The 22,393-nt window shown below is 71.6% G+C and carries 21 protein-coding genes; 7 read left to right on the forward strand and 14 right to left on the reverse strand.

The genetic code is table 11. From position 1 onward, the window contains the following. The first annotated feature begins 128 nt into the window (after positions 1 to 128). The gene (locus AB0K34_RS13320; RefSeq protein WP_364548051.1) at positions 129 to 3,374 is read left to right on the forward strand and encodes a BTAD domain-containing putative transcriptional regulator; all 3,246 of its coding nucleotides are present in this window, start codon (positions 129 to 131) and stop codon (positions 3,372 to 3,374) included. Between the two features lie 16 nt (positions 3,375 to 3,390). Beyond that, positions 3,391 to 4,152 (forward strand): hypothetical protein, encoded by a 762-nt coding sequence (locus AB0K34_RS13325; RefSeq protein ID WP_364548053.1) that lies wholly within the window; start codon positions 3,391 to 3,393, stop codon positions 4,150 to 4,152. A 58-nt stretch (positions 4,153 to 4,210) separates the two neighbouring features. On the opposite strand, the gene AB0K34_RS13330 is transcribed toward AB0K34_RS13325, so the two are convergent. The 5 genes from AB0K34_RS13330 to AB0K34_RS13350 form a co-directional block, all read right to left on the reverse strand. Further along, positions 4,211 to 4,969, reverse strand: coding sequence for a sulfotransferase family protein (locus AB0K34_RS13330; protein ID WP_171069124.1), 759 nt, complete (start codon positions 4,967 to 4,969; stop codon positions 4,211 to 4,213). Between the two features lie 31 nt (positions 4,970 to 5,000). Next, positions 5,001 to 5,777 (reverse strand): class I SAM-dependent methyltransferase, encoded by a 777-nt coding sequence (locus tag AB0K34_RS13335; protein WP_364548055.1) that lies wholly within the window; start codon positions 5,775 to 5,777, stop codon positions 5,001 to 5,003. Between the two features lie 5 nt (positions 5,778 to 5,782). Continuing rightward, positions 5,783 to 6,844 (reverse strand): aspartyl/asparaginyl beta-hydroxylase domain-containing protein, encoded by a 1,062-nt coding sequence (locus tag AB0K34_RS13340; protein ID WP_364548058.1) that lies wholly within the window; start codon positions 6,842 to 6,844, stop codon positions 5,783 to 5,785. After that, on the reverse strand, positions 6,841 to 8,373 hold the full coding sequence (locus tag AB0K34_RS13345) for a M28 family peptidase (RefSeq protein WP_364548061.1): 1,533 nt from the start codon (positions 8,371 to 8,373) through the stop codon (positions 6,841 to 6,843). Before AB0K34_RS13345 ends, AB0K34_RS13340 begins: the two co-directional genes overlap by 4 nt. A 247-nt stretch (positions 8,374 to 8,620) precedes the next feature. Continuing rightward, entirely contained in the window at positions 8,621 to 9,787 is a 1,167-nt protein-coding gene (locus tag AB0K34_RS13350; RefSeq protein WP_301174394.1) for a cytochrome P450, read from the reverse strand. 208 nt (positions 9,788 to 9,995) lie between these two features. Here AB0K34_RS13350 and AB0K34_RS13355 point away from each other — a divergent pair, with 208 nt between their 5' ends. Then, complete coding sequence (locus tag AB0K34_RS13355; RefSeq protein WP_364548065.1) at positions 9,996 to 11,309, forward strand: MFS transporter; 1,314 nt, start codon at positions 9,996 to 9,998, stop codon at positions 11,307 to 11,309. A 33-nt stretch (positions 11,310 to 11,342) separates the two neighbouring features. Here the strand turns inward: AB0K34_RS13355 and AB0K34_RS13360 are convergent, their stop codons facing one another. Both AB0K34_RS13360 and AB0K34_RS13365 read right to left on the reverse strand, forming a co-directional pair. Then, on the reverse strand, positions 11,343 to 11,759 hold the full coding sequence (locus tag AB0K34_RS13360) for a hypothetical protein (protein WP_364548068.1): 417 nt from the start codon (positions 11,757 to 11,759) through the stop codon (positions 11,343 to 11,345). A gap of 75 nt (positions 11,760 to 11,834) precedes the next feature. Next, complete coding sequence (locus AB0K34_RS13365) at positions 11,835 to 12,467, reverse strand: hypothetical protein (protein ID WP_364548071.1); 633 nt, start codon at positions 12,465 to 12,467, stop codon at positions 11,835 to 11,837. Positions 12,468 to 12,761: 294 nt separating this feature from the next. On the opposite strand from AB0K34_RS13365, the gene AB0K34_RS13370 reads away from it, so the two are divergent. Both AB0K34_RS13370 and AB0K34_RS13375 read left to right on the forward strand, forming a co-directional pair. After that, a complete protein-coding gene (locus tag AB0K34_RS13370; RefSeq protein WP_364548074.1) occupies positions 12,762 to 13,700 on the forward strand; it encodes an RNA polymerase sigma-70 factor in 939 nt (312 codons plus the stop codon). A gap of 133 nt (positions 13,701 to 13,833) precedes the next feature. Next, positions 13,834 to 15,345 carry a serine/threonine-protein kinase gene (locus tag AB0K34_RS13375; RefSeq protein ID WP_364548077.1) on the forward strand — a complete coding sequence of 504 codons (1,512 nt, stop codon included), beginning with the start codon at positions 13,834 to 13,836 and terminating at the stop codon, positions 15,343 to 15,345. 26 nt (positions 15,346 to 15,371) lie between these two features. Here AB0K34_RS13375 and AB0K34_RS13380 read toward each other — a convergent pair whose 3' ends face one another. Beyond that, positions 15,372 to 15,953, reverse strand: coding sequence for a TetR family transcriptional regulator (locus AB0K34_RS13380; protein WP_364548080.1), 582 nt, complete (start codon positions 15,951 to 15,953; stop codon positions 15,372 to 15,374). A 54-nt stretch (positions 15,954 to 16,007) separates the two neighbouring features. Between AB0K34_RS13380 and AB0K34_RS13385 the strand changes: the two genes are divergently transcribed. Further along, the gene (locus AB0K34_RS13385; RefSeq protein ID WP_364548083.1) at positions 16,008 to 17,162 is read left to right on the forward strand and encodes an FAD-dependent monooxygenase; all 1,155 of its coding nucleotides are present in this window, start codon (positions 16,008 to 16,010) and stop codon (positions 17,160 to 17,162) included. 84 nt (positions 17,163 to 17,246) lie between these two features. Here AB0K34_RS13385 and AB0K34_RS13390 read toward each other — a convergent pair whose 3' ends face one another. Together AB0K34_RS13390 and AB0K34_RS13395 are read right to left on the reverse strand one after the other, a co-directional pair. Next, positions 17,247 to 17,849: a dihydrofolate reductase family protein gene (locus AB0K34_RS13390; RefSeq protein ID WP_364548086.1), complete on the reverse strand. Its 603-nt coding sequence runs from the start codon at positions 17,847 to 17,849 to the stop codon at positions 17,247 to 17,249. Between the two features lie 73 nt (positions 17,850 to 17,922). Then, positions 17,923 to 18,951: an alpha/beta hydrolase gene (locus tag AB0K34_RS13395; RefSeq protein WP_364548089.1), complete on the reverse strand. Its 1,029-nt coding sequence runs from the start codon at positions 18,949 to 18,951 to the stop codon at positions 17,923 to 17,925. A 58-nt stretch (positions 18,952 to 19,009) separates the two neighbouring features. Between AB0K34_RS13395 and AB0K34_RS13400 the strand changes: the two genes are divergently transcribed. Next, positions 19,010 to 19,612, forward strand: coding sequence for a TetR/AcrR family transcriptional regulator (locus AB0K34_RS13400; RefSeq protein WP_138637957.1), 603 nt, complete (start codon positions 19,010 to 19,012; stop codon positions 19,610 to 19,612). Positions 19,613 to 19,638: 26 nt separating this feature from the next. On the opposite strand, the gene AB0K34_RS13405 is transcribed toward AB0K34_RS13400, so the two are convergent. The 4 genes from AB0K34_RS13405 to AB0K34_RS13420 form a co-directional block, all read right to left on the reverse strand. Then, positions 19,639 to 19,965 carry a hypothetical protein gene (locus AB0K34_RS13405; RefSeq protein WP_364548093.1) on the reverse strand — a complete coding sequence of 109 codons (327 nt, stop codon included), beginning with the start codon at positions 19,963 to 19,965 and terminating at the stop codon, positions 19,639 to 19,641. Between the two features lie 21 nt (positions 19,966 to 19,986). Continuing rightward, complete coding sequence (locus AB0K34_RS13410; protein ID WP_138637955.1) at positions 19,987 to 20,430, reverse strand: VOC family protein; 444 nt, start codon at positions 20,428 to 20,430, stop codon at positions 19,987 to 19,989. A gap of 291 nt (positions 20,431 to 20,721) precedes the next feature. Next, positions 20,722 to 21,573, reverse strand: a complete 852-nt coding sequence (locus tag AB0K34_RS13415; RefSeq protein WP_138637954.1) for a cytochrome c biogenesis CcdA family protein — start codon at positions 21,571 to 21,573, stop codon at positions 20,722 to 20,724. Continuing rightward, positions 21,574 to 22,131 carry a redoxin family protein gene (locus AB0K34_RS13420; protein WP_138637953.1) on the reverse strand — a complete coding sequence of 186 codons (558 nt, stop codon included), beginning with the start codon at positions 22,129 to 22,131 and terminating at the stop codon, positions 21,574 to 21,576. Positions 22,132 to 22,393 lie beyond the last annotated feature (262 nt).

Here is a 22,393-nt window from a genome sequence, read left to right on the forward strand (position 1 = left end):
TCCTATACGGCTCGGTGGGGCGAGCATGGCGACCGGTGCTTATCCGGCACTTACCGCGCGCTTTCCGCCGGCGGCGGGCCGGCGTAAGCGGGCCGATCCCGGGGGAAAGCGGCCGATATCGTGGGGGCATGCGATTCGGGGTGCTCGGGCCGCTGGAGGTATGGACGGCCGGCGGCGCCCCCGTGGCGGTGCGCGGGGCCAAGGTCCGCGCGCTGCTGGCCGTCCTGATCGGGCACGAGGGGCGGCCGGTGCCGGTGGACCGGCTGATCGACGACCTGTGGGGCGACGCACCGCCCCGCAACCCGTCCGGGGCACTGCAGGTCAAGGTCTCGCAGTTGCGCCGCGCCCTGGACGAGGCCGAGCCCGGCGCCCGGGAACTGGTGTCCTTCGAGGACGCCCTGGGCTACCGGCTCCGGGCGGCCCCCGAGTCCGTCGACACGACGCGGTTCACCGCGCTGCTGGCGCGGGCGCGCGAAGCCGCTGACCCGCGGTCACGGGCGGGCCTGCTGACCGAGGCGCTGGAACTGTGGCGCGGGCCGGCCTTCGCCGACTTCGCCGACGCCGAGTTCGCGCGCCCGGTGGCGGCGCTCCTGGAGGAGCAGCGCCTCACCGCCCTGGAGGAACGGGCGGAGGCGCACCTGGAGACCGGTGAGCAGGGCGCGCTCGCCGACGAGCTGGGCGACCTGGTCGAACGCCATCCGCTGCGCGAACGCCTCCGCTCCGCGTACATGCGCGCCCTGTACGCCACCGGAAGGCAGAGCGACGCCCTCAAGACCTACACCGACCTCCGGACGCGGCTGCGCGAGGAACTCGGCCTGGACCCCGGGCCGGAGATCGCCGAACTGCACCGGCGGATCCTCGCCCAGGACCCCGCCCTGGCCACCGCGCCCACCACGCCGCCGCAGACGAACCTCCCGGCGCAGATCAGCGAGCTGATCGGGCGCGACGAGGCGGTGGTCCAGGTCCAGGCGGTGCTGAGGTCCGCCCGGCTGGTCACCCTCACCGGCCCCGGCGGTGTCGGCAAGACGCGGCTCGCCCTGGAGACCGCCGCGCGGGCCGCCGCCGACCACCCGGACGGCGTGTGGCTCGTCGAGCTGGCCGGCCTCGACCGCACGGCCGAGGCATCGGGGGGCCACCGGCTCGTGGAGACCGTGACCGCCGCGCTCGACATCCGCGACGACACCGCCCCCGGCCTGCCGTGCGCCGGCGCGCCCGCCGACCCGGCCGCCCGGCTCGCCGACGCGCTGCGGACCCGCCGGGTACTGCTCGTCCTGGACAACTGCGAGCACGTGATCGACGACGTCGCCGCGTTGGGCGAGCGGCTCCTGCGGGCGGCGCCGGAGCTGCGGATCCTCGCCACCAGCCAGGAGCCGCTGGGACTCGCGGGGGAGTCGGTCTGGCCCGTCCCGCCGCTGCAGGCGCCCCACGCGCCCGCCGACCACGGGCCCGCGAGCCTCCGCAGGTTCAGCGCCGTCCGGCTGTTCGAGGCGCGCGCGGCGGCCGCCGTCCCGGGGTTCGCGATCGACACCGCCAACGCCCGCGCGGTCGCCGCGATCTGCCGCCGGCTGGACGGCGTCCCGCTGGCCCTGGAGCTGGCGGCCACCCGCCTGCGCGCGCTGGACGTCCACGACCTGGCCGAACGGCTGGACGACCGGTTCCGGCTGCTCTCCTCGGGACACCGCGGCACCCCGGCACGGCAGCGGACCCTGCGCGCGATGATCGACTGGAGCTGGGAGCTGCTGTCCGGGCCCGAGCGCCTCGTCCTGCGGCGGCTCGCGGTGCACCACGAGGGCTGCACGCTGGAGGCGGCGGAGGAGGTCTGCGCGGACGGCGGAGACATCCCGCCCGAGGACGTCCTCGACCTGCTGGCCCGCCTCGTCGACCGCTCGATGGTGGTCCGGGCCGGCGGACCGGGCCAGGCCCGCTACCGGCTGCTGGAATCGGTCGCGGCCTACGCCCTGGACCGGCTGGAGGAGGCCGGCGAGACCGAGCGGATCCGCCTCCGGCACCTGACCTTTCACGTCGCACTGGCCGAACGCGCGGAGCCGCAGCTCCACGGCCCCGACCAGCGGCGCTGGCTGCGGCGCCTGGACGCCGAGCACGCCAACCTGCGCGGCGCGCTGGAGGAGGCCGTGCGGCGGCGCGACGCCGGCCGCGCGCTGCGGCTGGTCAACGCGCTGGCCTGGTACTGGTTCCTGCGCGGCAGGATCGGCGAGGGACGGCGCGCGTTCGCGATGGCACTGGACATCCAGGCCGAAGCCCCCACCGCGACGAGGGCAAGGGCCGAGGCATGGCAGACCGGCCTGGAACTCCTCGGCGGCCGTACGGCGGACGTCCGCACGCCCTCAGAGGCCATCGCCGATCCGGGCGAACGCGCCAGGGCGGAGTGGTTCCTCAGCGACGTGCTGCTCGGCGCCGGCGACCTGAACCTCAGCCGGGACCTGGTGGAGCGGGCCCTGCCGGTGTTTCGGCGGCTCGGCGACCGCTGGGGCACCGCCGCGGCCCTGGCCACCGAGGCCAACCACGCCCTCGTCCGCGGCGACCTCGGCGCGCTCGAACGGTCCGGGGAGGAGAGCCTGGCGATCTTCGAGGAGCTGGGCGAGCGGTGGGGGCGGGTCCGGGCCGTCGAACTGCTCGGCCGGCTCGCGGAGATCAGGGGCGACCACCGCAGGTCCGCCGGCCTCTGCCGGGACGGGCTCCGGCTGGCCGGGGAGCTCGGGCTGTGGCTCCAGGTCTCGCTGCTCCAGTCCGGGCTCGGCCGGATCGCCCTGCTGGCCGGCGACCACGCCGAGTCGGACCGGCGCCACGAGCGGGGCAGGACGCTCGCCGCCGAGCACGGCTACCGTCCCGGCGAAGCGTTCGCCCTCACCGGCCTGGCCCTGACCGCCCGCCGCGCGGGCCGCCTCGACGACGCCGAGGCCCACATGCGCGACGCCCTCGCCCGCGCACGCGAGGTGCGGTACGCACCGGGCATCGCGCTCGGCCTGGCCGAACTCGGCTTCACCGCCGAGCAGCGAGGGGACGCCGCAGCGGCCGAGGAACTCCACCGGGAGGCCCTCACCGTCGCGCAGGACATCGGCGACCCCAGAGCGATCGCGCTCGCCCTCGAAGGACTGGCCGGCGCGGCGGCCCTGAGAGGCGCCCCGGAAGAAGCAGCCCGCCTCCTCGGCGAAGCCGCCGCCCTCCGCGAATCCGTAGGCGCCCCTCTGCCGCCCGAAGAACGCGCTGACGTCGACCGCATCGCGTCCGCAGCGAGATCCGTCCTAGGAGAAGACGCCTTCGCCGAAGCCCAAGCCGCATCCCACCCCCCGGCCGCACCCACCCACCTCCACGAACGGTGGTCGGACGTGGTCCGCGGGGAGCGGTGCACATGATCGATAGTGTTCCGGGATGAGTGACGTGATCCCTCGCCATGTCCTGTGCGTGCTCGGCTCCGGCTCCGGGTTCGGGCTCGCGGAGATGGAACGGGTCGCCGGCGCGTTCGGCGGGTTCGTCCTCGACCGCGAGTACTCCCAGGACGAGCCCGACCCCCGGATGCCGGAGGCGTTCGAGGCGAGCATGGCGGGAGTCCCGTTCGGGGAGGCGGACCGGGAGGCGGTGGCGTCCCACGACACCGTGGGCTACCTGCTGTCCGCGCCGATGATGCGGGGCCTGGCGGCCGACACGTCGCGGCGCCTGCTGGAGGTGACGGCCGCGCTGCTGCGCTCCGGCGCCGCCGCGGTGAAGAACGAGAGCAGCGGGGTCGCGCACGGCCGGGACCGCTGGCTCGCCCTGGGCGAGCAGGCCGCCGAGGCCAAGGACGAGGAACTCGCCGCCGTGCTCGTCAACGCCTGGGTGAAGCGTCCGATCTACGACGGCGAGGTCCTCTACAGCTGCGGCATGCACCTGCTCGGGGCGCCCGACGTGGAGATCGAAGTCGACGAGGAGCAGCTGGCGGCCGACGGCGTCCCCGACCTGGTCACGCATCTGGACGCGCTGGCCATCTACCTGCTGGCCGACCCCCGCGCGCAGGAGATCGAGGACGGCGCCGGCTTCCGCCTGACCGAGGACGCGCCCCGCCACGTCCTGCGCACCGGTGACTGCGACCGCTACGACGAGGACGACCTGTTCTTCAACCCCTACGGCTACATCCGCCTCACCCGCCCGCAGTAAGGCGGACCTGCGCTTACATACAGGCCGAGGCGAACTGGGGCGTCGAGTGGTCTGTGGGTCACCTGCCGGGTCGGCTTGGGCGCCGTTTGCGGCGTACCGCCCAGGTGATCGCGGCGCCGGTCGCGAGCGCGGTGGCGGCGAGGATCCGAGGAGCCAGCCTCTTCTTCAGCGCCTGCCGCTGCCGCCGTTTGAACGTGGCCGCGTCGTTCTCCCGGGGGAACGGCTCGTCGGGGACCGGGCGGCCGAGGAAGGCGCACAACGGCGCCCACCCGTCCTTGACCTCGAACACCAGCAGCCGGTCTTCGGGCACGTACGCCCGCACTTCGGCGACGTGCCGCTCGAAACGCTCGGCCATCTCCGCGCGCTCGCCGAACGGCCCGCCGATCTCACGTTCCCACGTCGTCCGCTGCACGCGGTCGAGGACCTGCGCCACGGGATCGGGACGGCGCGGGCCACGCCAGCTCAGCACCCGCACCAGGAGCGGCGGCCTGGCGAGCACGGCGGACATGGTCTGCGCGGCGCTGTCGTACCAGCGTCGCGGATCGCGGACGGTGAGCACCACCTTGGCGTCCGGGAACGCGTCGACGATGTCGCGCCAGAACGCGGTGGCCGGCGAGCCGACGGCGCAGCCGTAGCCCGCGAACACCTTCCCCCAGTCGACCGTCCGCCCGTCCATCGCGGCGGCCCAGTCGGCGGCCCGCTCCGGCTCGGTGGTGAGGACCCGCATGTTGTAGCACGGGCCGTACCCGAGCCGGTCGAGTGCCAGCGCGAGTGAAGTCGTGCCCGTCCGGAGGAAACCGACGCCGATGACCTGCACGCGAACTCTCTTCGGGTGAAGTGGATGACGTTCAGGCCGTACGGCGGGCGACCAGGGTGCCGGGGTCTTCGCCGTCGGCGACGGGGTTGAGGGCGGTTCCGGCCGTCGGGGTGAGCCCGGCCGCCGCCAGGTCGGCGACGACGGCGTCCGGCCGGTGCAGGTAGTGGGCGCGTTCCACCACTTCGGTCGCCACCAGATCGCCCTGGTGGTACGTGCGGTAGACGAACCGCAGGTGCGCCTGGTCGTCGCCGACGGGCCGCGCCTCGGACGACATCTCGTACCGGCAGTCGCCGAGGGCGGCCTCGTCGGCGACGTGCTCGGGCCAGTCCGGTACGGGTTCCGACAGCACCATGTCCATCGCCACCTCGCCGTCCTCGGCCAGATGTTCGGCGATCGCCTCGAAGAGCACAGGCCGTTCGGGGTGCGGCACGTGCTCCAGCACACCCGCCAGGTACACGAAGTCGAAGCGGCGGCTGCCGAGGTCGAAGTGGGGCGCCGCCCGGTCGAGCACGGTGACGCGGGCCCGCAGGTGCGGGCGTTCGGCGAGCTTGGCCAGCAGCACCGCGCGCATGGTGGCGGACCTTTCCAGGCACAGTACGGTGGCGGCTCGCTCGGCCACGGCCAGCGTGATCCGGCCGGTGCCCGCGCCGATCTCCAGCGCGTGTCCGCCCTGGGGCGCGCGGCCGGCGAAGAACCGGGGGTCGGGGAGGGCGCCCTCTCCGCGGGAGGCGCGGAAGAGATCGTAGTAACCGGGCTGGAAGGCGTACGGGTCGGTGCCGAGCGGAGCGACCCGGGTGGCGGAGGTCATGCGAGTCACCTGCCTGTCTGGTCGGGACGCGGGCGCGTCGTCAGGGGATCGTGCGCGGCCGACGCCGTCCGGCCGCCGTGGACGGGCTGTGCCGGACGGGTCCACTCGCGGAGGGCGCGGCCGGCGCGCTCCCTGATCCGCACCTGGCCGGTGGACTCGACGGCGATGGTGCGCTCCTCGCTCCAGCCGGTGAGGCGGAACTCGCCCAGCCCGAGATGCACCAGGCCGAAGGCGGGCTCGCCGTCGATGGCGAGGACGAGCCGGTCCTCGTGCACGAGGACCGCGGCGTCGCTGTCGGGCCTGGCCTCGACCTCCTCCTCCGACCACTGCGCGAAGTCGCCCGGCAGCCGGAACCGGCAGCACAGCCGGTCGCGTTCGGACGCGGTCAGCGGCACCGGATCGCGGGCGAACATCACCTCGCTCAGCGGCAGCAGCTCCCGGAACTCGTCCGGCAGCAGCCCGACGACCTCCCGGCTGACCAGGCAATCGAGCACCATGTGCACCCGGGCGCGGTCCCCGTGGTTCGCCACGTAGTGCCTGCGGCCGAAGTCGCCGAACCACAACCGTCCCGGCGTCCAGTGCTCGGACACGCCGTCGATGACCACGACGGCGTCCGGGTTGGTGTCGATCGGCACGTGCAGCCGCAGGAGCCCGCGTTCGAACCCGTACTTGTAGTCGCGGTGCTCGTGCACGGTCGCACCCGCGCCCAGGGCCATCAGCCGTACGCCCCGGACCGGCGCCGGCAGGGCGTCGATGACCTGCGCGAGGGCCGGGGCGTCGTCCAGCCACGGGGTGTCGGCGAAGTCGGTCAGGCCCGGGCCGCCCGGGTCGGTCCGTACCGGATCGCCGCCGACGCTGCGCAGCGGCAGGATGCGCCAGTCCACGCCGGACTCCATGGCGGTGCCGTCCTGGCTGTAGGCGCGCTGGGCGCGCCACCGCCGGTGCCGCAGCAGGTCGAGGTCGGCGCGCAGCGCGTCGACGTCGAAACTGAGCCGCATCGGCGCCGACGGCGGGTAGGCGGCGGACGGTTCCGTCGGCGATTCGACGGCCTCGTGGTACGTCGTCATGGTCGCTGCTCCCGGGCGCCGGCCGCGGGCAGGTCGGAGACGTCGAGGGCGAAGCGGCCCACGGCCCACGCGATGGCGGGCACGTTCTCGCCGAGAGCCCGGCGGTCGAGGTTGCCGATCGTGTCGCAGGTCTGGTGGTAGCAGTGGTCGTACAGCTGCCCGGCCGTCCCGCCGAACCGGGCCGCCTGCGCGGCGGTCTTGACCCCGAGGACGCCGCCGTTCAGGCCGCCGACCGGGATGCCCGCGGCCACGAACGGCTCGTGGTCGGAGCCGACGGCCCGCAGGTCGTGGCTCTCGTAGGGGAGTCCGGCGTGGTCGAAGTAGTCCTTGAAGACCTTCTCCGCGACCTGCGAACCCGCCGGGCCGGGCGGGGTGCCCGGCGGCTGCTCGCTCGCGTCCCCGTCGAGGACGAACCGCACCCCGTTCGGCGCGGCGATCAGTTCGAAGTTGAGGTAGAGCGCGATCTTGGCGCGTTCGGCCGGGGTCAGGTTGTGCACGTAGTAGTTGGAGCCGATGTCGATGAGCTCCTCGGCCCCCCACAGCGCGAACCGGACTTTGTGCCGCACCTTGTCCTGGTGGGGCGCCAGCCGCAGCGCGGTCGCCATCAACGCGGCCGCGGCGGCGGCGTTGTCGTTGATGCCGGGTCCTTCGGACACGCTGTCCAGATGGGCGCCGGCCATGACGGTGCGGTCGTCGCTGCCGCCGCGCGTCTCGGCGATCAGGTTGGTGGTGACTCCCGCGACCCCGTGCCCGCGCAGGTCGAGACGCAGCCGCACCTGGTGCTGCGCGGTCTCCTGGGCGAGCTGTTCGGCCTGCGTCTGCGTGACGCTGGCCACCGGGATGGTGAACGCCTTCGGGTCGAACGCGTGCAGCCGGTAGATGTTGTCCGGACTCGGCGTGTCCAGGTAGATCAGCATCGCCCGGGCGCCGAGGCCGGCGGCGACGCGCTGCTGCGCCGTGTAGCCGCAGGATCCGCGCCGCACGAGCACGATGGATCCGGCCACGGGCAGCCCGTCGTAGTCGGCGGCGGAGCATCCGGCGGCGTCGCCCGCCGTGGCCCGGGGCACGACGAGGTGGGCGTCGAGACCGCCGGGCGGGGTGACGGGTGACCAGCGCATGACCATCGCGCGCACCTGGCGGGCGGCGGGCGCGGTCACCGCCGCGCTCTCCGCGTCGATCTGATAGTCGGTGTACGGCACCTGCTGCCGGTGAACGCGGTAGCCGGCGGCGGTGAGCACCTTGGCGGCGTAGCGCGCGGAAGCCTCGAACCCCGGCGTGCCGGTGGCGCGCACCCCGCCGTTCTGTGCGGCGATCCGGTCGAGGACGCGCAGGTGCCGCCACGCGTCGGCGCCATGGGTGGACCCCGCCAGCAGCCGCGCCAGCCACAGCTCCCGGGACCCGTCGCCCGAAGGACCTGCCGCCGCGTGGGCGGGAGCCGCGTGGAGCGGGGTCGCGGAGGCGTGGGAGGTGGCGGACGGTGGAGCGGCCGGAAGGATGGTGGCGGTTATCGTGACGAGGCCGGTTACCAAGGCGGTTTTTGTGCGCACAAACACCCTCATAAGCGCTCCAGATGAAAATACGTGGTGCCAAGAGACAGAGACCGCGCTGAAGTGCGCGGAGAGTCTCTGAGGTTGGCCGACGCGGTGAATAATGAGTGGCCCGGCATATCGGTGCAGGCGGGAAGCGTGCTCCGATATGCCGGGCACCCTCTATGCCACTCAGTGGAGGTAACGCATCCGTGCCACCTCCTTTCTGTCAAGACGGATTCGAGGTCGGTCAGCTGAGGTGGACTTTGAGCCGGGCCACGCCTCGCAGCGTGAGATTCCGGTGGTAGACGGGTTTCTCGGCCAGGCGGATTCCCGGGAACTCGGTCGCGAGCAGGCCGAGGACGACCCGGGCCTGGAGGACCGCCAGCGACTGCCCGAGGCACGCGTGGGCGCCCCGGCCGAACCCCAGATGCGGGTTGGGCCGGCGGGCGAAGTCCAGCTCGTCGGGCTCGGCGAACCTGGCCGGATCCCGGTTCGCGGCGGCCAGCATCAGCGTCACCGCTTCGCCGGGCGCGATGACACGGCCGCCGAGGCGCGTCTCCCGTACACACGCCCGCGCGTCGGCCTGCACCGGCGACACGTACCGGACCAGTTCCTCCACTGCGAGTGACAGGTCAGCCCGGGTGAAACGTGCCAAATTCTCCGGTGAGTTCAGCAGGACGACCAGCGCGTTGCCGAGCAGCCGCCCCGCCGATTCGAACCCGGCGTGCAGGACGGCCCGCAGCGTGTTCAGCAGCACCGGGCGCGCGATGCCGGAGCCGGGCGCCTTGGCCGCCACATGCGCCACCAGCCCGTCCGCCGGCGGATCGTCCAGCCACCGGCCGGTGTATTCGGCCAGCTCAGCGCGGGCGCGCACGGCGGGCTCCCCGGTCTCGGGCCAGATCCCGGCGTCCATGCCGTCCACGATCGTCTGCGACACGGGCAGGAACCATGCGGGGTCGATGGGCGGCACCCCGAGCACCGCGGTGATGGTGTCCAGCGCGAGCGGCGCGGTGAAGTCGGACACGCAGTCGAACTCCCCGGCCGCGCGCAGCCGCTCGGCACGGGCGCGGACCTGCGCGGCGATGCGCTCGCGCAGCACGCCCGGGTCGAGCCCGCGGACCGCGTCGACCATGAAGTGCCGGATGGCCGTGTGCTCGGGCGGGTCGAGCGACTGGATGCTCAGCAGCGGCTCCGGCACGGCCTCGCCGATCCGGCGCCAGTCCGAGGCGAACGATTCCGTGTCGCGCAGCACCGCGGCGCAGTCGTCGTACCGGGTCAGCACCCAGGAGTCGAGGAAGGCGCTGCGGTGGACGGGCGCGCTCTCGCGCAGGCGGCCGAAGAAGGCGTAGGGGTCCAGCAGCGCCGCGGGCTCCGCGAGTCCCGCGGCCGGATCCGCGACCGGCGCCTCCGACATATCGACCTCCTCGCACGGACGGCACCGGCGAGCGGCCTCGGGCCAGTTCGCCGCCTCCCCTGCGGGTGGCCGGGAGGACGGCGACGCAGTCGCTCAGGTGTCCGATGGGTCGTCCGACACATGATCTTTACCGATGGTAAATGGATCAGGCGGAATTGCCGAGTGCCGGATCCGGCCACCGGTCTTCCATATCCATGAAGGCTCGGATATGGCATGGTCTTGTAGTTCCGCCGCCCCGCCGAGGAGGTCGCCTGTGCGGGTTCTCCTGACCAATCGGGGGTTTCGGCTCCTGATCATCGGGCAGTCTTTGTCAACCCTTGGCGACCGGGCTCTCATCATTGCCTTCGGCATCTGGGTCAAGGAGCTGACCGGCAGCAATGCGGCGGCGGGCGGCGCGTTCTTCTTCGTCGCCCTGCCGTTCCTGTTCGCCCCGTTCGCCGGGGTGCTCATCGACAGGTTCCCGCGGCGCCAGGTCTTCGTCGTGACCAACCTGGCGATGGCGTGCGTCATGCTGCTCAGCCTGCTGGTGCGCGGCGAGGGCCAGGTCTGGCTGCTGTACGCGATCATCCTCTGCTACGGCATCGCCGGCGTGGTCATCACCGCCACCCAGGCCGCCCTCGTCACGGCGATCGTGGACGAGGACGCACTCCCCGACGCCAACGGCCTGCTCCAGACCTCCGCCGACGGCGTGAAGTTGCTGGCTCCCCTCTTCGGCGCGGCGTTGTTCACCGTGGCGGGCGGCCAGGTGGTGGCCCTGCTGGACGCGGCGACGTTCCTGGCGGCCGCGGTATGCGTGTGGCTCATCCGAGCGCCCGGTGACCAGCGTCATGTCACCGGTGCACTGGAGTTGCGCGAAGAGGTGCTGTCGGGCCTGCGCCACATCTACCGGTCCCCGCAACTGCGCACGCTGGTGGGCGCACTGGGCCTGGCCATGCTGGTGACGGGCTTCTCCCAGACCCTCATCTTCTCCATCGTCGACGACGGGCTGCACCGCGCTCCCGCGTTCGTCGGCGTGCTGAGCAGTGTGCAGGGCGCGGGCGCCGTCTGCGCCGGCCTGACGGCGGGCGCCGCCATCCGCCGCGTGGGCGACCTGCGCACGGTGATGTCGGGCATCGCCCTGGTGACGGTGGCGTCCTTGGTCTATCTGGCGCCCGCCATCCTCCCGGTGGCGGTGGGGGCGTTCCTTTTCGGCTTCGGCATGTGCTGGACGACCGTCGGCCTGGTCATGGCGGTGCAGCGACGCACGCCCGACGCCCTGCGCGGCCGGGCACTGACCGCGTCGATGGGCGTCGTCAGCACCCCGCAGACCGTCTCCATCGCCCTCGGCGCGGCACTGTCCCTGGTCGTCGACTACCGGGTCCTGCTGACCCTCATGGCCGCGGTCACCGCAGTGTGCGCCATCTGGCTGGTACGCGTCCCGACCGGAACCGAGCCGCAGGGCCCTCCGCGCAAAGACCTCGGCCCGACACCCCGAGAAAACGAGCCGCCGGCTCGCTCACCAGGCACCAAGCCCGTGCTGTGATCGGCTGGGGGAGCGGCGCTCCCTTCCATCGTCTCAGTCGGCGGAGCGGGGGAACCATACCTGTGCCGTCAGGACGGCGCTCGCCCCGAACAGCGCCACGCCGAGAGGGACGTGGACGGCGAGGTCACCGCTCTCACCGACTAGGAACTGGACGATGATCAGCACGAGAAGGAGCGCGCTGACGGCCGGGTACAGCACCGGCCCGCGCCCCGCCCGCCACACCAGGAGCGCGGCGATGAACTGCAGGACTATCGCGACCGAAACGGCGGGACTCGTCGCATCGTGCAACTGGCGGCTGCCCCCGTCCGACAGGAGCTGTCCCGCGGTGACCCCCTGCACCAGCAGCGCGGTGGACAGGAACACCGTGCTCGCCTTCATCAGAGCGAAGAACCGAGGACGCACGGGCTGTTCGGCGCCGGCGGAGGAGGGCGGCGCGGTCGGCGTTGACATGGGAGCACTCCTAGGTGGTCGGGTAGCGGGTGGTGGGGCTTCCGGAACAAGGGCGGGCGCGTGCGTACGGCCGGCTCAGGGTTGGCCGCCGAGCCACTCCTCGAAGGTGGGTCCGGCGAGCTTGGCGTGCGGGCTGGGCAGGAACCCGCCGTCGGCGGCGATCTCGGCATCGGGCATGCCGGAGCCGTCGACGCCGACGACCTGGACGCCTCGGCGGGCGCCGAGGAGCCGGGCGGCCTCGGCCAGGACCTCCTTGCGGGGGCCGGCGATCTCGGGAATCGGCGTCTCCAGAGCGTGAGAGCCCGGATCCAGGGCGAGGCCGACGAGTTCCTCGGCCACGGTGGGGCAGGCCACGAGCTGAGAGGGCAGAGCCGGGATGTAGGCGACGTCGCCCTGCCGCCAGTCCAGGAGTTGGCCGACGAACTCGTGGAACTGCGCGGCCCGCAGGATGCGGACGGGGATCGGACCCGACCGGAGGAATTCCTCGTGCGCCTTCTTGGCGGCGAGGAAACCGGCGGTGGCGTTGTCGACGCCGATGATGACGCCGGCCCCGGTGAGGGCTTCGCCGAGGCCCTCACCGGTGACGATGTCCACGCCGGTGGCCCGGGATACCGGCACGACCCGGTGTCCCCTCTCGGTCAGAACGTCCACGACGTGGCGTCCCAACCGCCCGGTCGCTCCCGCCACCACGGCCTTGACGGTGCTCATGCCGTGGGCCAGGGGAGGGGGTTGGGCATACGCGACCGCGGATGCTCCCGCGGGGTCGTCGTGGGTGTGGACATGGTGAGGTCTTCCCTTCCGAGCTCATCTCGTGATGTCGCATGTCGTAGTGCCGGACGGATCGTCCGCGCGGCGTCCCGACGACCACGAGACGCCGGTGCCCCGATCTCCGTAACAGCGCGAACAAGTGACCTAGGCCACCCGCCCGGGGTGTTACGGGGCGGTGGAGAACGACGTCTTGTGCGTATGGCAGTGGTGAGAGCGAGCGGGCGGGAGTCAGGCATGCACGAGCGCAGCGAACGAACGGCGAGCACGGCCGAGCCGCTCGATCGCGGTGACCGCGTGGATTCCGCCACCGAGGTGTTCGTCGCCCATCGCAACCTGCTGTTCACCGTGGCCTACGAGATGCTGGGGTCGGCCGCCGACGCCGAGGACGTCCTTCAGGAGACCTGGTTGCGGTGGGTGGACGTCGACCTGGCGACCGTGCGGGAGAAGCGCGCCTACCTGGTGCGGATCGTCACCCGGCAGGCGCTGGACCGGCTGCGGACGCTCGGCCGGCGCAAGGAGTCCTACGTCGGGCCGTGGCTGCCCGAGCCGCTGCTGACCACGCCCGACGTGGCCGAGGACGTCGAGCTGGCCGACAGCGTGTCGATGGCGATGCTGCTGGTGCTGGAGACGCTGCAGCCGGTCGAGCGGGCGGTGTTCGTGCTGCGGGAGGTGTTCGACCTGGACTACGACGAGATCGCCGAAGCCGTCGACAAGACCCCGGCGGCGGTCCGCCAGCTCGCCTACCGGGCACGGGCGCACGTCGCCGCGCGCCGGCCGCGCGGCGTCGTCTCACCGGCCGAGACCCGGGCCGCGCTCGGGGCCTTCCAGCGCGCGGTGGAAACCGGCGACCTGCAGCGCCTGGTCGACATCCTGGCGCCGGACGTCGTCGCGCTGAGCGACGGCGGCGGAATCAAACACGCCCTGCTCAAGCCCGTCATCGGGGCCGACAAGGTGGCGCGCCTGCTGGCCACCGGCTGGTGGAAGCGCGACGCCGAAAGGACGGTCGAGCCGGTACAGATCAATGGTGGCCCGGGCCTGCTCGTCCGGGTCGACGGAGACATCGACGGCGTGGTGGCGGTGCGGGTCGAGAACGGCTTCATCACCGGCGCCTACCACGTGCGCAACCCCGAAAAGCTGTCGTACGTGCAGCGGGAGACCACCGTGAGCCGCTGAAACCACGACTCCCTGCACCACTCCACTGGACGCGACCTTCAGCCGAACACCGATGTCTGACAGTTACCCGGATCGTCAACGGCCGGCGGTCCCGCATCGGTAGGTTCTGATCATGGGTTGGGACGGTGACGGGGTGCTGGCGGGCCGGTACCGGCGGCTCGACCGGATCGGCCGGGGCGGGATGGGGTCGGTGTGGCGGGCCCATGACCTCGAACTGGACCGTGAGGTCGCCGTCAAGGAGCTTCTGGTTCCCGACCAGGTCACCGACCGGGAACGGCGCGACTGGTACGCGCGGATGGACCGTGAGGCCCGCGCCGCCGCGCGGCTGCGGCACCCCGGCATCGTGGCCGTCTATGACCGGGTGACGGGCGACGATGGCCGTCCCTGGATCGTGATGGAACTCATGGAGGGCCGGTCCCTCGGGGACGTGCTGGCCGGGCAGGGGGCGCTGCCGCCACGTGAGGTCGCGGTGATCGGGTTGGCGATGCTGGACGCTTTGTCGGCCGCGCACGCCCAGGGCGTGGTCCACCGGGACGTCAAGCCCGCCAACGTGCTGCTGGAGGGCGACCGGGTCCTGCTGACCGACTTCGGCATCGCCGCGCTGGAGGGCGATGCCACCATCACCCGTTCGGGCATGGTGCTGGGCACGCCCGCCTACATGTCGCCCGAGCAGGTGGAGGGCAAGCCGGTCACCCCGGCCTCGGACCTGTGGTCCCTGGCCGCCACCCTGTACGCGGCGGTCGAAGGCCGCCGACCGTTCGACGGCCCCAGCCACGGCGCCGTCTTCGTCGCGATCGCCACCCGGCACCCACCCACACCCAGGTGCGGCGGCCCACTCGCCCAAGCCCTCAACGGCCTACTGCGCAAGAACCCCGACGAACGGCTCCACCCCGCACAGGTCCGCGACCTGCTCAACGCCGCCCTCAACCTGACAGGCAACACCGCGGTCGACATCGGACCGCCCGTCCAGGATCGTCCGCAGCCCCGTACTTCCCTTCTCTCCTCACCCGTCAGTGACATCCCGTTCCAGCGCCATCAAGCGATCTTGATCAGAGTCGCCCTCGTCTGCGCCGTACTCTCCATGCTGACCTTTCTGGTCTCACCGTGGAGCGAGGTCGGCGACAGGTTTCCCCTCGAGTACTACACGCACCCTTCGCCCGGTCTGTTGCTGGTGGTCGTGGCTTTCATCGTCATGTGCGGACTGTGGTTCCTGTCGCACAGACCGCTCCTCAGCCTCGGCAGCATGATCTTGATTCTCGGCGCCCTTCACGTGGGAATCGTCTCGGTGTACACGTACGGGGAGAGTAGCCAGGCCAAAGAGGGCTTCGGAGTTCCCTGGGCGTTGGGCACACTCGCGTTCATGCTGGCCTTCACCGTGATGAACTGGTCGTTCGCCGGCCGGGTGACTGCCCCGCCCGTCCGCCATGCCCTGCTCGCCGTGGCGGTTCCCGTCGAGGGCGTGGTGGCCCTGTTCTGGGCCAAGCCGGTCTACGAGCTGGCGGATTGGAGATACGGCATGGAGATCGAACTGGACGCCTCCTTCGCCACCTTGCTCACAGCCCTGGGTGTGATCTGGTTCGGCGTCCAACCGTTCCTCTGGTCGAGCAGCATCAGGGCGGCCTTCTCTCGCCGGTTCGGGGCGTGAGCGGCGTAGCTCGACCACGGCCCGCGTTAGGGATCCGGTACGGCTGAGCCGTGCACCATGGTGTCGACGATGGTTTTGACGGAGGGCCGGGTGACGGTGCCGGGTGGTGCGCTGACCAGGGCGAACAGGGCGCTGCCGTAGAGCGCGATGAGTGCGGGGACCTTCTCGGGTGCGATCTTCAGCCCCAGTTGGTCATGGAGCCCGGCGGTGAAACGCACCGCGGCTTCCTGCAGTCCCGCCAGCGCCGCGGCCAGCGCCGGGCGGCGCAGCGCCTCCAGTTTCAGCTCGAAGATCGCAAGGTAGCGGTCGCGCAGCGCGGTCGCCGCCGTGAACAACGACTCGGTCAGCATCTCCACCAGGTCGGCGCCGCCCGCGGGCTGGTGCTCGGCCGCCTGCTCCATGTCGGCCAGGTGCAGCTCGACGACCCGCTCCGCCGCGGCCACCAGTAGGGCCTCGCGGCTGCGGAAGTAGTTGGACGCCGTGCCGGGCGGCAGCCCCGCCTGCTTCTCCACCGTCCGGTGGGTCACGCCGTGCACTCCCGAGGCCGCCAGGAGGTCGATGGCGGCGTCGGTCAGGGCTTGGCGGCGGGCGAGGTTGGTGGGCGGCACCGCACCATGCTACCAATAGCCGTAGTAGTACGACCGTAGTGAATGGAGGGTGCCATGCGCGTCATCGTGGTCGGTGCAGGGCTGGGCGGGGTGACGGCGGCGGTGGGGCTGCACCGTCAGGGGCACCAGGTCGTCCTCTACGAACGGGGCGCCGAGCTCCGCGAGGCGGGCACCGGCGTGGTGGTCATGCCCAACGGGCTGCGGGCGCTGGAGGAACTCGGCTACGACACCACTGACATCGGCGGAGCGCGGTCCACCCGCGCCCGCACCGGCGGGCTGCGCGACTGGCGCGGACGGCCGCTGCTGATCACCGACGCGGTGCAGGCGCAACGCGAGGTCGGGTCGATGATCGTGGCCGAACGGACGGAGCTGCACCGCGCCCTACGCGCCCCATTGCCCGCCGACTCGGTGCGGACCGCGGCACCGGTGGAGCGGCTGGAGGCCGGCGAGGACGCGGTGGCGGTGTTCAGCGGCGGCGAGCGCGTCGACGAGGCGGACGTGGTGATCGCGGCCGACGGGATCGGCAGCAGGCTGCGCGCACAGCTGTTCCCCGGCCACCGCGGGCTGCGCAGAATCGGCCGCATGGACCTGCGCGGCACCCTGCCCCGCCCCGCGGAGCCGGACGTGGAGGAGCTGCTGGCCGGGATCCTGATCGACCGGCGCACCGGTGCGATGTTCGGGCTGTTCCCCCTCGGCTCGGACGGGCTGTACTGGTTCACCGACTCTCCGCTGCCCGAAACCGTCCCGGAGCCGGAGCGGGCTCGTGAGCTGATGCTGGAGTTGATGGCCGACTGGCATCCGGCCGTCCCGGCACTGCTGGCGGCCACCGCGGCCGACGACGTCTACGTCGACCCGATCGCCTGCCTGGCCGAGCCGCTGCCGACGTTCGCGTCCGGCAGGATCGCGCTGCTCGGCGACGCCGCACACGCCATGACGCCCGACCTCGGGCAGGGCGCCAGCCAGGCCTTCGAGGACGCCGCCTCGCTCACCCGCCACCTGGAGGCGGCAGAGCCCGCACACGTGGCCGAGCGGCTGCTGCGCTACGACGCGCAGCGCCGCCCGCGCGCCAACCGCATGATGCGAGCCGCCGAGCGGCAGTCCCGGCTGACCTCTCGGACCGGGGCCGCCGCCTGGGTGCGTGACAGCCTGCTGCGCGCGATCCCGGCCCGCCTGGCCACCCGACAGCTCGCCAGCATTTGGCACGCCTAGCAGCCGGTGCACCGAAGCCTTAAGACCCCGCGCGTTGAGTAGCCGCGTTCCGGATCCGGACCTGTTCCCCCGGCCCGCCTCGCTTCAGCGGACGACGCGGTAGCGGACGTGGGTCACGCCGTCCGACGGGACGATGGAGATCTGCTCGAGGTCGAGCGGCTCCGGCCCGATGTCGTCGAGCAGCCGGACGCCCGACCCGAGCAGGCACGGCGCGATGCTCAGCCGGATCTCGTCGAGCAGCCCGGCGCGGATCAACTGCTGCGCGGTGTCGGCGGCCGACACCGACACGTCCCGTCCGCCGGCGGCCTCCTTCGCCAACTCCACGGCTCGCTCGACGCCCTCGGTGACGAAGGAGACCCGCGGGCTCCACTCGCCCTCGGCCGGCGCCTTGTGCGTGACGACGAAGATGGGGACGTCGATGGGATGGCCGTCCCGCCACCCGCGGGCGACGTCGAACGTCCGCCGCCCGCTGATCATCGCCCCGATGTCGCGGTACCAGCCCTCGATGACCTGCCTGCTGGCGTCGGGCGGGCAGAACCACCGGTTGACGCGGTTGGACTCCGGGCCCGCGCTGAACCAATGGAACAGCCGCTCACCGCCGACACCGAGGGGGCTGTCCAGGCCGGCGTCGGCCCCGGCGATGAACCCGTCCAGGGACACGCTCAGATCGACGATGACCTTGCCCATGCTCATACCTCCGTTCGTGAGTGTCGTGTCGAGGTTCCGACCAGCCGCCGGAACCGAACTCATCGGACGAGGTTCATGCGTGAGCGGCGAGGAAGGCCTTGATCTCCTTGGCGATCGCGCCGGCCTCTTCGGAGCCGACCGCGTGGGAGGCATGCGGGTAGACGACCACGGTCCCGTCACGCAGGACACGCTTGGCGACCTTCTCGGCCTTCGCGGTGTCGTGCATGACCGACTTGCCGGCCAGGATCGCCAGGACCGGCATGTTCAGGCCCTTCAGGTCCTTCTCCGGGATCCGGGCCGGCTGGGGCAGCTTGATCGAGTAGGCGCTCATCGCGGTCTCGATCATGCGGGCCACCGGTTCGTCCTCCACTGGCGCGCCCCCGGCGGTGTAGGAGGCGAAAGAGTCGCGCCAGGACTTGGGCAGCCAGGGCACCGAGGCCGGGATCGCCCGCACCGCCGTCTCGGCGGGGATGCTGCCGAACGTGTAGGCCGGGTCGATCAGCAGTAGCCCGGCCACCCGCTCGGGGCGGTGGGCGGCCATGTTCGCGGCCGTCCACCCGCCGATGGACAGCCCCAGCAGGTTGAACTTCTCCTCGGGCAGTTCGGCGAGGGCCTGGTCGAGCCAGGCGGCGTTGTCGGCGAAGTCCTCGATCGGGACCATCTGCACGCTCAGGCCGGGCTCGCCCAGCAGGTCGAGCACGTACACGTCCCCGAGCTCCAGCAGGGAGGGCATGTTGTCCGCCCAGATCGGGCTGGGTGAGGACCGGCCCGGCAGCAGCACGAACGGGTGCTTCGCCGGGGCGTCGGTGGTGGCCTCGAACCGGTAGACGCGCACGAACCCGAACCCGGTGCGCACGTCCAGCGTCTTGTCCGGGGCGGGCATCGCCTCCCAGGCCCGCTTGTAGTCGGCCATGAACGCCTCGTACCCGGCCTTCGAGTTCCAGTGCCCCACAGGGCTCGGTGTGCGCAGCGCGAATGCCCCGGCCACCACCGCAACCACCAGCACCCCGGCGGTGATGCCCCCGGCCCGGCGGCGACGACGCTTGCGCGCGGCCATGCGGGCACCGTCCTCGGGCGTCGCGTCCTGGACGTCCTCCTCCATGGTCCCCCTTTTTTTTGACCGTTCGGTCAAATCCTAGGTTCCAGAGTAGCCTCGTCCCATGCCAGCGCGCGCGTCGGGGCCCGACGGTCTCACCCGGATCGAGCGGGAGCGGCGCGCCCAGATCATCGCCACGACCATCACCCTGGTGGCCGAGCACGGGCACGCCGCGGCCTCCTTGTCGAGGATCGCGCAGGCCGCGGGGGTGGCCAAGGGCACCGTGGTCTACCACTTCACGACCAAGGACGCCGTCCTGGCCACGGCCTACCAGCACGTGATGACGGCCCTGGTCACGCACGTGGCCGGCAAGGTCGAGGAAACCTCGCCCCGAGAGGCCCCCGGGGCCTACGTGCGGGCCATGATCGGCTACCTGACGGACCATCCCGAGCACGCCCGCACAATCGTGCAGGCCGGCCTGGCCGCAGCCGACGAGGGGGACCGGGCGCGGCCGCCGGGGCAGGAACGCTGGGCCCCGCTGGCCGCCCTTCTACGCGAGGCCGCCGAGGCGGACGGCCACCCGGCGGACGCGGACAGCCTGCGGACCCGGGCGATCCTCGTCGGCGGGATGATCGACGCCGTCGTCGCGGAGTTCCTCGAGGACCCGACGTATGACACCCGGGCCGCGGCCGAGCAGATCGTCCTCATGCTGACCCAGCGACCGTGAAGTGCACTTCGACCCGACTGGATCGTTCAGGCGGGGAGAGCGTCGCCGGGGAAGCCGTGGCAGGGATGGACATCGCAGCGCATCATCCCGGCTTGCACGCAGGGGTCGTCGGCCATGATCTCGGCGGCTTCCTCAGCCGGCACGGTCATGATCGCGACGCCCGCCACAGTGTCGGAGGCGACCGGGCAGAGGACGGCGATCACCCCCTCGGCACGAAGCGACACCATGCGCCGTTGATGCTCAAGCTCTACCGCGTCCGCGCCGTTCATGGTTCGCTCCGGAGTCCACTGGAGGAGCGCCAGGCTGAAAGGTTTCGCGGTCGAAGCCAGAGCCTGAATCTGTTCGTCGGTCACCCTTGTGCTCACCAGGTCTCCCTACTTGTGGACGCGCTCGGCCAGCGACACGATGATTCCCTCGGGCCCGCGGACGTAGGCCATCCGCCACACGCCCTCATATTCGCCGATGCCTCCCACCAGGCCGTAGCCGTCGGCCGCAGCCTGATCGACGGCAGCCTGCAGGTCCCCTACCTCGAAAGCGACGTTGCGCAGGCCCAGCTCGTTGGCCGGTGCGGCCGGGGAACCCGCGAGGTGGTCCGGCCGTACGAAGCTCGAAAGCTCCAACGTCGTTCCGCCTCCAGGCGGTCGCAGCATGACGATCTCGGTGGCGGCGCCGGTCATGCCGATCACCGTGTCCAGGAACTCGCCTTCCACGGCCATCTTCTGATCGGCCTCCAACCCGAGGCTGACGAAGAACGCCGTCACGGCGTCGAGGTCGGCAACGGTGATACCGACGTGGTCGAAGCGCTGTATAAAGCCCATCGGTCGCCTTCCCGTGCATCTTGAGGACCCTTGAAGCCTTCGAGCGCCTGGTTACTTGATGGCGGCCGCGCGACCCCGAGCATGAACGGTACGCCACGTCCTCACGGAACGGGTGGCGCTCCACTGATCGCGACCAGCGCCGGGCGTTCCCCACGTCACCGCCAGTCAATGCACCAGGGGCTTGGACGGCGGGGATCCGGCGTGAACGTGTCGCCTCGGCCATGTTCGGCCGTGGACCGGATCGCGTCCGCCGCACAAGGCGATGCTCATGCTGATGACGGGACCTGCGGCTCACGTCACGTTGTCGGTCACCGAGGGAGAAGCGGGCTGCTTCCTGAGTCTGCGTCTGCGGAGCGCCAGGGCCAGGACGACCGCGAGAGCGAAGGCTCCGGCGATCCAGCGGACGCCGAGGGCATCGAGCCATGTGGTGACCTGCCCCTGGATGTCGGTGACGGTACCAACGATCGGGTCGTCGGCGAAGGCTCCGGCGTTGACGCGCAACTCGTACCAGCCGTAGTAGCCGACATAGACGCCTGCCAGGAGCAGGAACACCCCGCTGGCTCGCGAGACGTGGGGAAGGACCGCTCGGGTCCTTCGGACGGCGGCTTCCTGGGCAAGGGCGACGAGAAGGGCCAGCAGTCCGATGACCAGGCCCATCCCGACACCGTAGGCGACGAACGCGGCCAGCCCGTCCAGCAGATCGCCGCTCCCGGAGACCAGCCCGGTGACGGCGAGGAACGGCGCGATGGTGCACGACAGGGAGGCGACCGCATAGGAAGCGCCGTATCCGTAGAGGGCGACGAACGAGCCGGTCGGCCGGCCGACGTTCAGGCGCGGAAGTTGCAGGAGCAGTTCCCGCCCGGACGCCAGCCAGACGCCGAGCACGATCAGGAGCCCGCCGGTCACGACGGTGACCCACGGCAGGTGCCGCTGGATCGGAGCGGTCGCGACGCTGATCACCAGACCGAAGATTCCGAAGACGGTGATGAAGCCCAACGTCATGGCCGCCGTCAACCGCAGCGCCCGCACCGCACCACCGGGCCCGGAAACCAGCAGGGCCAGGAACGAAGGCAACATCGCGAAGCCGCACGGATTGAACGCCGCGACCAATCCGGCGGCCAACGCGAGCGCGAGGTCGTCCATTTACAGGGCGTGCTTATCGATGAGGGAGGACAGCTCGGCCTCGTCCAATGGGCCCACCGCCGGGTGGCTGCCACCCTCGGGGTTCACGATCAGATAAGAGGACTGCGAGGTGACCTTGAAGTGCTTGTAGAGGGCGCCGGTCCGGTCGTCCAGTTGGACGATCCCGGACGTGCCGGTGCGCGAAACGAACCTCTCCATCGCCGCTTTGTCCTTGTCGAGCCCGGCGACCCCCACGAAGGCGACCTTGTCGCCGTACTTCTGAGCGGCCTTGGCGACCGCGGGCCCCTCGGCCTGGCATTTGGGGCACCACGGCGCCCAGAACCAGAGCACGACCGGCCTGCCTGCCAAGCTCTCGCCGTCGAACGCCGTTCCATCGAGCTTGGCTCCCCGGAACCTCAGCAACGCGGGTGCTTCCTTGACGGACGCCTTGCTCGGCGCCGCGCTCGTCGGTGCTGAAACCGTCGCCGACGACGCGGCGATGCCCGGCTCAGCGGTCCCACCACCGCATGCGGTCAGCACGACTGCCAGCGCGGAGAGGGACAGACTGAACATCTTCATGCCGTCACGGTAGATCTGCTCTGTCCACGCCGACCCTTACGAGTCGATGACGTCACCGCCCGGCGTCCGAGCACGCTCCACCAGCATCGAGATCAGCCGCTCGTCCGACGCCGATGTCAGTCACCGAGCGTCTCCTTGATCATCGAATCCGCCGTTCATTGGACACTCCCGCCGCCGCTCGCGCGTGAACCTTTTTTGGGTCGGCTGGCAAAGAGGGGTGTTGTTGCCAGCGATCCAGGAGGGCCGGTATGTGAAGAGTGAC

Source organism: Actinomadura sp. NPDC049382 (assembly GCF_040677125.1).
Classification (GTDB): domain Bacteria; phylum Actinomycetota; class Actinomycetes; order Streptosporangiales; family Streptosporangiaceae; genus Spirillospora; species Spirillospora geliboluensis.

Bases quoted from the DNA above. Each gene is read 5' to 3' on its own strand.
- AB0K34_RS13320 (WP_364548051.1), top strand. From the start codon at position 129: ATGCGATTCGGGGTGCTCGGGCCGCTGGAGGTATGGACGGCCGGCGGC.
- AB0K34_RS13325 (WP_364548053.1), top strand. From the start codon at position 3,391: ATGAGTGACGTGATCCCTCGCCATGTCCTGTGCGTGCTCGGCTCCGGC.
- AB0K34_RS13335 (WP_364548055.1), bottom strand. From the start codon at position 5,777: ATGACCTCCGCCACCCGGGTCGCTCCGCTCGGCACCGACCCGTACGCC.
- AB0K34_RS13340 (WP_364548058.1), bottom strand. From the start codon at position 6,844: ATGACGACGTACCACGAGGCCGTCGAATCGCCGACGGAACCGTCCGCC.
- AB0K34_RS13350 (WP_301174394.1), bottom strand. From the start codon at position 9,787: ATGTCGGAGGCGCCGGTCGCGGATCCGGCCGCGGGACTCGCGGAGCCC.
- AB0K34_RS13355 (WP_364548065.1), top strand. From the start codon at position 9,996: ATGGCATGGTCTTGTAGTTCCGCCGCCCCGCCGAGGAGGTCGCCTGTG.
- AB0K34_RS13360 (WP_364548068.1), bottom strand. From the start codon at position 11,759: ATGTCAACGCCGACCGCGCCGCCCTCCTCCGCCGGCGCCGAACAGCCC.
- AB0K34_RS13365 (WP_364548071.1), bottom strand. From the start codon at position 12,467: ATGAGCACCGTCAAGGCCGTGGTGGCGGGAGCGACCGGGCGGTTGGGA.
- AB0K34_RS13370 (WP_364548074.1), top strand. From the start codon at position 12,762: ATGCACGAGCGCAGCGAACGAACGGCGAGCACGGCCGAGCCGCTCGAT.
- AB0K34_RS13385 (WP_364548083.1), top strand. From the start codon at position 16,008: ATGCGCGTCATCGTGGTCGGTGCAGGGCTGGGCGGGGTGACGGCGGCG.
- AB0K34_RS13390 (WP_364548086.1), bottom strand. From the start codon at position 17,849: ATGGGCAAGGTCATCGTCGATCTGAGCGTGTCCCTGGACGGGTTCATC.
- AB0K34_RS13395 (WP_364548089.1), bottom strand. From the start codon at position 18,951: ATGGAGGAGGACGTCCAGGACGCGACGCCCGAGGACGGTGCCCGCATG.
- AB0K34_RS13400 (WP_138637957.1), top strand. From the start codon at position 19,010: ATGCCAGCGCGCGCGTCGGGGCCCGACGGTCTCACCCGGATCGAGCGG.
- AB0K34_RS13410 (WP_138637955.1), bottom strand. From the start codon at position 20,430: ATGGGCTTTATACAGCGCTTCGACCACGTCGGTATCACCGTTGCCGAC.
- AB0K34_RS13415 (WP_138637954.1), bottom strand. From the start codon at position 21,573: ATGGACGACCTCGCGCTCGCGTTGGCCGCCGGATTGGTCGCGGCGTTC.
- AB0K34_RS13420 (WP_138637953.1), bottom strand. From the start codon at position 22,131: ATGAAGATGTTCAGTCTGTCCCTCTCCGCGCTGGCAGTCGTGCTGACC.